At 38.7% G+C, this 7,174-nt stretch carries 7 protein-coding genes; 6 read left to right on the forward strand and 1 reads right to left on the reverse strand.

The window, feature by feature from the left end; genetic code table 11:
* Positions 1-181 precede the first annotated feature (181 nt).
* From rhaB to J2S08_RS19410, 6 genes are all read left to right on the forward strand, one after another.
* Positions 182-1,624, forward strand: coding sequence for a rhamnulokinase (gene rhaB / locus J2S08_RS19385; RefSeq protein ID WP_307232511.1), 1,443 nt, complete (start codon positions 182-184; stop codon positions 1,622-1,624).
* On the forward strand, positions 1,624-2,883 hold the full coding sequence (gene rhaA / locus J2S08_RS19390; RefSeq protein ID WP_307232513.1) for an L-rhamnose isomerase: 1,260 nt from the start codon (positions 1,624-1,626) through the stop codon (positions 2,881-2,883). Before rhaB ends, rhaA begins: the two co-directional genes overlap by 1 nt.
* Before the next feature lie 9 nt (positions 2,884-2,892).
* Complete coding sequence (rhaD, locus tag J2S08_RS19395; RefSeq protein ID WP_307232515.1) at positions 2,893-3,714, forward strand: rhamnulose-1-phosphate aldolase; 822 nt, start codon at positions 2,893-2,895, stop codon at positions 3,712-3,714.
* Between the two features lie 17 nt (positions 3,715-3,731).
* The gene (gene rhaM / locus J2S08_RS19400; protein ID WP_307232517.1) at positions 3,732-4,046 is read left to right on the forward strand and encodes an L-rhamnose mutarotase; all 315 of its coding nucleotides are present in this window, start codon (positions 3,732-3,734) and stop codon (positions 4,044-4,046) included.
* Positions 4,047-4,447: 401 nt separating this feature from the next.
* Positions 4,448-5,728 carry an MFS transporter gene (locus J2S08_RS19405; RefSeq protein WP_307232519.1) on the forward strand — a complete coding sequence of 427 codons (1,281 nt, stop codon included), beginning with the start codon at positions 4,448-4,450 and terminating at the stop codon, positions 5,726-5,728.
* Between the two features lie 68 nt (positions 5,729-5,796).
* Complete coding sequence (locus tag J2S08_RS19410) at positions 5,797-6,939, forward strand: iron-containing alcohol dehydrogenase (protein WP_307232521.1); 1,143 nt, start codon at positions 5,797-5,799, stop codon at positions 6,937-6,939.
* Positions 6,940-6,994: 55 nt separating this feature from the next.
* Here the strand turns inward: J2S08_RS19410 and J2S08_RS19415 are convergent.
* A partial coding sequence (locus J2S08_RS19415) for a hypothetical protein (RefSeq protein ID WP_307232523.1) occupies positions 6,995-7,174 on the reverse strand: 180 nt, incomplete at its 5' end.

Consider the following 7,174-nt stretch of genomic DNA (forward strand, 5'->3'; position numbering starts at 1 on the left):
TAAGGAAACAAAGAATAATAAGATTAAATCTTTATTATTTTTTGTTTGTTACATGAATGTGAACGAAAAATATATAAACAAAAGAAAAAACAACATTTTATGTTGATTATTTTTTGTTTGTGGCGTAATATGATGTTGTAAACACAGATTTCTCTTTTGTCCATAAGGAGAGTGGTAAAAAGTGACATATGTAGCGGTAGATATTGGCGCATCTAGTGGGCGATTAGTGTTGGGTGAAGTCGAAAACGACAAGCTGAAGACAAAAATCGTTCACAGATTTGCAAACGGAATCACGGAAAAAAATGGTGTTTGCTACTGGGATATCGATCACTTGTTAACCGAAATTTTAAAAGGATTGGAGGTTGTGAAATCTCTCGGGCATAACAGCTGTACTGTTGGAATTGATACATGGGCTGTTGATTATGTTTTATTAGATGAACAAGGTAATCGCTTACAAGAAGTAATTGCTTATCGTGATCAACGGACACAGCATACGATTGAAAAGGTTACAAAACAACTTTCAAAAGAGAAATTATATGAAAAAACAGGGATTCAGTTTTTGAACTTTAATACGATTTATCAATTATTTGAAGAAGATAAAGAAATACTTAGTAAAACAAAGCAAATTTTAATGGTTCCAGATTATTTAGGCTATTGCCTAACTGGAAATGCCGTAATGGAAGAAACGAATGCTTCGACGACACAGCTTTTAAATATCCACAACCGAACTTTTGATGAAGAACTATTGAATCTTTTATCTATCAAAAGGGAGCAGTTTCCGCCTCTTTGTGAACCTGGTGTTATGTTGGGAAAGTTGAAAAAAGCTGATTTTCCAGCTTACGATCTTCCTGATTGCAATGTCATCACTGTGGCATCACATGACACGGCCTCCGCTGTTTTAGGAACACCCGGCTCTGGAGACAATTGGGCTTTCTTAAGCAGTGGGACATGGTCATTAATTGGGATGGAAATCGTAAAGCCAGTAGTTAATCGTTTGGCTTACCAGAATAACTATACAAATGAATGGGGCGCTTTTAAAACGGTTCGCTTTTTAAAGAATATTATCGGAATGTGGCTTATTCAGGAAGTAAGGAGATTATTGCCAAAGGATTATAGCTTTCCTCAATTTGTTGATGAAGCTAAAAAAGTAGCCCATTTTCAGCAGTTCATAAACTTTAACGATGACCGTTTCCTAAACCCTAATAATATGATTGCAGAAATCCAACATTATTGCCAAACGACGAATCAAGTTGTACCAGAGACGCCAGGAGAACTAGCAAGTTGTATTTACAGTAATTTGGCAATTATTTATGCAATTGCTCTGTACGATTTAGAGGGCATTACAGGCGTAAAAATGGATCGCCTTCATGTTGTTGGCGGTGGTGCTCATAATGAGCTATTGAATCAGCTTACCGCAGATGTAAGCGGACGAGTTGTATATGCTGGACCAACAGAGGCGACAGCCATTGGCAACTTAGCCATGCAGATGATTGCTGCTAAGGACATTGATGGTTTGGAAAGTGCTCGGGAAATGATTCGAAACTCATTTGAAATGAAGGAATATCGGCCACAAAAAGTAAACGGTTTAGAAATAATCCAACAATTCAAGGAGGTTGTATGTTGATGAACACACAAATTCAAAGAAATTATGAGGCAGCCAAACAAATATATGCAAACCTTGGAATCGATACAGAGAAAGCAATTGTAAAGCTAAAAGACATTAAAATTTCCATGCATTGCTGGCAAGGCGACGATGTTCGCGGTTTTTTAAACAAAGATCAGGATTTAACCGGCGGTATTTCAGTTACAGGCAATTATCCCGGAGCTGCTCGAACTCCAGAAGAACTTCGGCAAGACTTAGAAAAAGCTTATTCACTCATACCAGGTAAACATAAATTAAATTTACATGCCATTTATGCAGATACAGACGAAAAAATAGACTTGGATGAAATTGAGCCTCGGCACTATGAAAAATGGGTTCAGTGGGCAAAAAAACAAGGACTTGGTCTTGACTTTAATCCAACTTGCTTTTCGCATCCCAAATCTGATGATGGTTTTACGTTAAGCCACCCAAATAAAGAAATTCGAGATTTCTGGATAGAGCATTGTAAACGCGCTCGAAAAGTCGGAGAATACTTCGGAAAAGAAACAGGACAACCTTGTGTAACAAATGTTTGGATTCCAGATGGCTTTAAAGATCAACCTGTTGATCGGCTTGGGCCTCGTGAACGTTTACAAGCATCGCTAGACGAAGTGTTTAAAGAAGAAATCAATCCAGCTTACAACTTAGATGCAATAGAAAGCAAGCTGTTTGGAATTGGATCTGAAAGCTATGTTGTAGGTTCTCACGAGTTTTACATGGGATACGGATTAACAAGAAATAAACTCATTTGTTTAGATGCTGGACATTTCCATCCAACCGAAGTCGTTTCTAATAAACTATCAGCGCTTTCATTGTTCAGTGAAGGGATGCTTCTTCATGTAAGTCGTCCAGTTCGTTGGGATAGCGACCACGTAGTGACGATGGACGATGAAACACTTGCTATTGCCCGCGAATTAGTTGTACACAATTTAATCAGCAAGACTCATATTGGTTTAGACTTCTTTGATGCTAGCATTAATCGAGTAGCTGCATGGGTAATCGGTACTCGTAATATGTTAAAAGCATTGCTTCGCGCTATGTTAGAACCAACAGAATCATTAAAAGAAGCAGAACTAAGAGGGGATTATACAACTCGCTTAGCATTAATGGAAGAATTGAAATCATATCCATTCGGAGCTGTTTGGGATTACTACTGTGAATCTAGTAATGTACCAGTTCGCGAAGATTGGTTAAAAGAAGTAAAAGACTATGAAACAAATGTTTTATTAAAAAGAGACTAGGTGGAATGTATGAAACAAGATATTTTACAAGCTAAGTTTGTCCAAGAAATGATGAAAACAACAGCTAATTTATACCGCTTAGGCTGGGATGAGCGAAATGGCGGCAACATTAGCTACTTAATAACAGAAGAACAAATTGAACCTTTCTTAAATGTACAAGAAGTGAAACGTATCGTTCCGATGAGTTTTGATGCGTCGCCTTTAGCAGGAAAATATTTCATTGTAACAGGTTCTGGAAAGTACTTTAAAAACGTTAGTGATGATCCTGCTGGAAACCTTGGAATCATTCGGATTGCAGAAGATGGAAAAAGCTATGAATTATTGTGGGGTTTTGAAGATGGAGGGGTAGCAACAAGTGAACTTCCAACCCATTTAATGAATCATATTCAACGCTTGCAAGTAGATGATCAGCATCGTGTTATTATACATTGTCATGCGACCCATTTAATCGCAATGACTTTCACCCATCGTTTAGATGCAGTCGCATTAACAAAAACGTTATGGGAAATGTGTACAGAATGTATTGTTGTCTTTCCAGATGGAGTGGAGGTCATTCCTTGGATGGTTCCAGGGACGGATGATATTGGCAGAGCAACTGCGGAAAAAATGAAAAATGTTCGTCTCGTTCTTTGGCCGCATCACGGGATTTTCGGTGCGGGAACGACAATGGATGATACATTTGGTCTTATTGAAACAGCAGAAAAAGCAGCGCAAGTTTATACCATTGTTTGTGCACAAGGAGGCAAGAAGCAAACAATTAAAGATAAAGAGTTAAAAGAATTAGCTGATGCATTCGGAGTAACGCCGAGGCCAGGTGTTTTAAAACGATAAAAATAGGAGGACTTAAAGTGATTAGAAAAGCGAGTGTTATGTTTGTTTACAAAGAATGCTATGAAGAATACAAACGTCGTCATGATGAACTTTGGCCAGAAATGGCAGCTGCATTGAAAGCTCATGGAGCTCATAACTATTCTATTTTTTTAGATGAAGAAACAGGACGTCTCTATGCTTATTTAGAAATAGAAGATGAAAAAAAGTGGGCAGATATGGCGAAGACAGAGGTTTGTCAAAAATGGTGGGCTTATATGGAACCTTTAATGGAAACGAATCAAGATAACAGCCCAGTATCAGTCGAATTAAAGGAAGTATTTTATTTGCAATGAGATAAAGTGAGAACTTCCATGAATGGGGGGCTTCTCATCGCCCACTGGACAAGAAGTAGAACAAAGGCTAAGATCGCAGGCGTCCTCGAAAAGGAAACCGCTTTTCTTCGTGCGATGTATCGCTGCCGAAGCTTTCCTTATCCTGTTGCAACGCCTTTGTGACCTACGTCCTTGAAAAAGAAGTTCACTTTTTCTTCGTGCGACGTTGATTCAAGAAGCTTTCCATATCCTGTAGGTCCGAACCAATCGGACATTTGACTTTCAGTTATCCCCCACCTAGCGCTTCTGATTCCTCTTACTCCCCGAGGTGGGGGGCTTACTGTCAGTTAGATGTGGGACAAAAACCTACACGTATCTTAGATAGGTGTACGTAGCAAATGGTTTTGAAAGGAGAAATGAAAATGGCTGAAAGTGGTGGAAAAGGTAATTTAAAAGCAACAATAACTGTCGCGATGTCTAATTATTTAGAAGCAGCTTCTATCGTTGCAGGAGCAGGCGGACTAACCCTTTGGGTTGAGTATTTAGGTTTAAATGATTCAATGGTTGGATTACTAGGGGCTGTTAGTGCAAACGGTTTCGGGGCTGCAGTAGGTGCGCTAATTGGTGGTTTTTTAGTTGATAAGTATGGCCGTAAATTTATCTATAAATATGACTTGCTTGTCTATATGCTAGGGGTTTTATTAATCACGTTTTCTTTTAACTTTCCAATGTTGTTATTAGGTTATATTGTTACAGGTGTTGCTGTAGGAGCTGCTATTCCAGCTGCATGGACATATATTGCTGAGGAAGCTCCTGCAAATGAACGTGCAGCGCGCGTCGGTTGGGGACAATTTGCTTGGTCAGTCGGACCTGCTATTTCTTTGTTCCTCTCGGTCGCTTTAGCACCATTAGGATTGTTAGGAAGCAGAATTATTTTTGCTCAATTATTTGTCGTTGCGCTCATCACTTGGATTCTACAACAACAAATAAATGAATCAACTATTTGGGAAGAACAAAAACAGAAAGAAGCTGAAAATAAAGCAAAAGGTAAAATTGAAAAAAGCTCGCTTAAGGAACTATTTTCATTAAAAGCGAATCGTAAAGCTTTGACACTATTAATTGGGATTTATTTCTTTTGGAATTTAGTTGCAGGTACCATGGGCTATTTCATGCCTTATATATATGAAACAGTAGGTGGTTTAACGGCTGCACAAGCTAACCTATTACAAGGATTCCTTTGGGTTTTAACCGTTTTAGCAACTTATTTTGTCTTTATTAAATTGGGTGATAAAGTAAACCGAAAAGCATTGTTTGGTGTCGGTGCTGGAATGGGGATTATTGCTTGGATCATCCTTTCATTTGGTGGAATGGGCAAAACGGAATTATTATTATTCGTAGCCCTGTGGGGAATTGCGGCTGGTTTTGGAGCTCAATCTTTTTATGGGTTATGGGCCGGTGAACTATTCCATACGAAATATCGTGCTCAAGCACAAGGTTTTATGTTTTTCGTCGCTCGTGTCGGAGTTGGCTTAATCTCTCTTGTTGTACCAATCATGATTACGACATTAGGATTCAAAATTGCTGGTGTCATTATGATAGGGTTCTTAGTGATCCATATGCTGATTGGTCTTGTAATGGCACCGGAGACAAGAGGGAAAACATTAGAGCAAATTCAAGAAGAACGCTATGGTAAAAGCGTATAAAACATACTATAAATGAAAGATCGTTTATCTATCTGTGAAATGATGAACAAGTTAAGGAGGGAAACATGATGATGTATTATTTACCAAGCAAAAATTTACTCGGACGTAATTGTATCAAAGCGTTAGGACCAGAAATTGAATCCTACGGTTTTAAAAAGGCCCTTGTCGTTACAGATAAATATTTAAATGAAAATAAAATCGTTAAAAAAGTAACGGATCAATTGGATAAAGTAAATGTCGAATATGTCATTTATGATGAAGTAAAGCCAAATCCAACATGCAGCCAAGTTCATCAAGGTATAAAAATCTTAAAAGAAGCGCACTGTGATTTTATCCTTTCTATTGGTGGAGGTTCACCTCAGGACTGTGCTAGCGGCATTAGCATTATCGCAACAAATGGCGGCGATATTCGTGACTACGAAGGTATACACCAATCAAAAAAAGCCGGTTTTCCCACAATTGCAGTGAATACGACAGCTGGTACTTCTGCTGAGTTAACCATTAATTACGTGATAACCGATGAAAATAGAAAAGTAAAAATGGTTTGTGTTGACAAAAATAGCTTAGCTCTTATGTCAGTGAATGATCCAGAACTGATGGTAGACAAGCCGGCTCATTTAACAGCAGCAACAGGAATGGATGCGTTAACACATGCGATAGAAACGATTGTAACACCGGGTGCTAACCAAGTGACAGATGCTACAGCACTTGAAGCGATAAAAATTATTTTTACTCATTTACCGCAAGCTGTTAAAGACGGAAAAGATATTGAGGCACGGGAACAAATGGTATACGCCACTTTCTTAGCTGGCATGGCTTTCTCCAATGCCGGACTTGGCTTTGTTCATGCGATGGCTCATCAGCTCGGAGGTGTGTATGATTTGCCTCACGGTGTGTGTAACGCGATGCTTCTCCCAATCGTAGAAAGGGAAAATGCAAAACACGCCCCGGAAAAATTTCGACTCATTGCAGAAAAACTAGGTTTTAATGCAAAAACTGAATCAGACGAAGCGTGCAGCACATTTGTTCTTGAAAAAATCATCGAGCTTTCTGAAGAGGTTGGGATTCCAAAATCTTTAAAAGAACTTGGTGTCGAAAACCCAGATTTAGAGCTGTTGGCTGAAAATGCTTTAAAAGATGCGTGTGCCCCTGGCAACCCATTTATGCCAACTAAAGAGCAAACAATTGAAATGTTCAAAGTAATCCTATAGTCACGTCTGTTCACTAATATTCATTTATCCCACATCTAACTGGCAGCTAAAACACCTAGTTTAAGGAATCGGAGAATTTCCAGATGGGGTAGGGTTGCCATGAATCGGTATTTATATGGATGCTGTCATTGAAACTAATTAAAGAGGCTGGGACATAACTAGCTTCTAAATAATGAGAAAAGTGAATTTGAGGATCCTCAAATTCACTTTTCTCTATTTTGCGTGTAAATATTTC

It is taken from the genome of Bacillus chungangensis (assembly GCF_030812995.1).
Lineage (GTDB): Bacteria > Bacillota > Bacilli > Bacillales > Bacillaceae_C > Bacillus_CF > Bacillus_CF chungangensis.

Coding starts and splice junctions, on each gene's coding strand:
- rhaA (WP_307232513.1), top strand. CDS start 1,624: ATGAACACACAAATTCAAAGAAATTATGAGGCAGCCAAACAAATATAT.
- rhaD (WP_307232515.1), top strand. CDS start 2,893: ATGAAACAAGATATTTTACAAGCTAAGTTTGTCCAAGAAATGATGAAA.
- J2S08_RS19405 (WP_307232519.1), top strand. CDS start 4,448: ATGGCTGAAAGTGGTGGAAAAGGTAATTTAAAAGCAACAATAACTGTC.
- J2S08_RS19410 (WP_307232521.1), top strand. CDS start 5,797: ATGATGTATTATTTACCAAGCAAAAATTTACTCGGACGTAATTGTATC.